Here is a 1468-nt window from a genome sequence, read left to right as displayed (position 1 = left end):
TAATCTGTACCCTTTGTAAAGGACATTTTAAAAAAAGTTAGGCGGCATCAAGAAGATGATTTCTGTATTCGACAGGAGTCATCTTCTTTAAATTCCACTGATATCTATGCTGATTGTAGTATTTTATATAGTCTTTAATTTCTTGTTTTAACTGTGTGAAAGATGTACAAGTTTTGATGTGAGCTTCATCTTTAAAGTGCCCGAAAAAAGATTCTTGAGGGGCATTATCCCAACAGTTTCCTCGTCTTGACATGGATTGTCCCAGCTTTAATTCTTTGACTAACTTTTGATAGGTAGGGCTTGTGTAATGAGTACCTTGATCAGAATGAATATAGGCATCTTGCGTTAATCGTACCTTCTTATTCTTCTTTAGTTTGTGAAGAGTCGTCGTTGCGATATCTAGGGTAAGTCGTTCTGACACATGGTAAGCTAAAACTTCATTCGTAGACCCGTCTAGAATGGTAGATAAATATCCTTTTTGATTCTTACCATAAGACAGGTATGTGATGTCGGTAAGAAGTACCTTTCCTGGTACACCTTGCCTAAATTCTCGTTTTAATTGATTGGGTACCACGAAGTGTTCTTTCGTCGCTCTCAACATTTTTTTATAAGGATTTTCTTTGCGAATGGGACAGATAATCCCATATTTTTTCATGATTCTACGGATGCGTTTCAAATTGTAGACAACTTGAAATTGACCCGCCAATGTCATTTTGATCTGACGAGCCCCCTTCTTTCGGTTTTTAAATCGAAATGCCCTTACTATCATCTCTTTCACCATTTCATCTTGATGCATTCTTTTCTCTCGCCGACTTTGAGAAATAGCTGAAAAATAATTATAGTATCCAGAGCGTGAAACACCTGCGATCTGACACAAATATCTCACCATATTTTTTAAGCGATATTTTTCAATAATAGAACGAATTAATAGGTACTTTTGACTAGGCTGTAACGTTATTTCTTTCCCATCCTCCCTTCCATAAGCTTGATCTTTTTTAACAGTTCATTTTCAGCTTTTAATAAGTTTCGTTCCGCTTCCAAACGTGCGTATTTCTCTTCTAATGTAAGTTCTCTTTCTGACTTTCTTCCTGAGTTTTCCTTACGTGTGTCTCTTAAGCCAAATACACCATTTTGCTTATAAGAAGTACGCCATCTATTTCCTGATGACACAATACGTTGTAGACCGATGATATCTATATCAAAACCACATTCTTCAAAAATGATACGAGGTGGTTTACCCTGTTCATTTTCCTCAATAAAAATACGCTTGAATTCATCAGTATAGGTAATTCCTTTTTGGCTTACCGATTTTACATATCGATTTTTTGATAGTATTTGAACTTCTTTTTCTGTAAATAATTTTTTCGTCATTTTAAAATTTCTCCGATTCTCATTTTTCTCTCATTATACAAGAAATACCCTATAGACTAGACTTTTTTTAAGTGTCTATTCTATAGGGTACATTGTA

At 34.9% G+C, this 1468-nt stretch carries 1 protein-coding gene; it reads right to left on the bottom strand.

Annotated features, from left to right (window positions below; genetic code table 11):
- Positions 1–37 precede the first annotated feature (37 nt).
- Positions 38–1371 (bottom strand): IS3 family transposase gene (locus tag ACS2QP_RS27345; protein WP_415471352.1). Its coding sequence is split into 2 segments (ribosomal slippage): positions 38–987 and positions 987–1371, totalling 1335 coding nucleotides; the frame shifts between segments, so codons are not numbered across the junction.
- Positions 1372–1468 lie beyond the last annotated feature (97 nt).

The organism is Bacillus cereus group sp. Bce019 (assembly GCF_051781745.1).
Classification (GTDB): domain Bacteria; phylum Bacillota; class Bacilli; order Bacillales; family Bacillaceae_G; genus Bacillus_A; species Bacillus_A cereus.
This window is presented reverse-complemented; position numbering and strand designations above follow the sequence as displayed.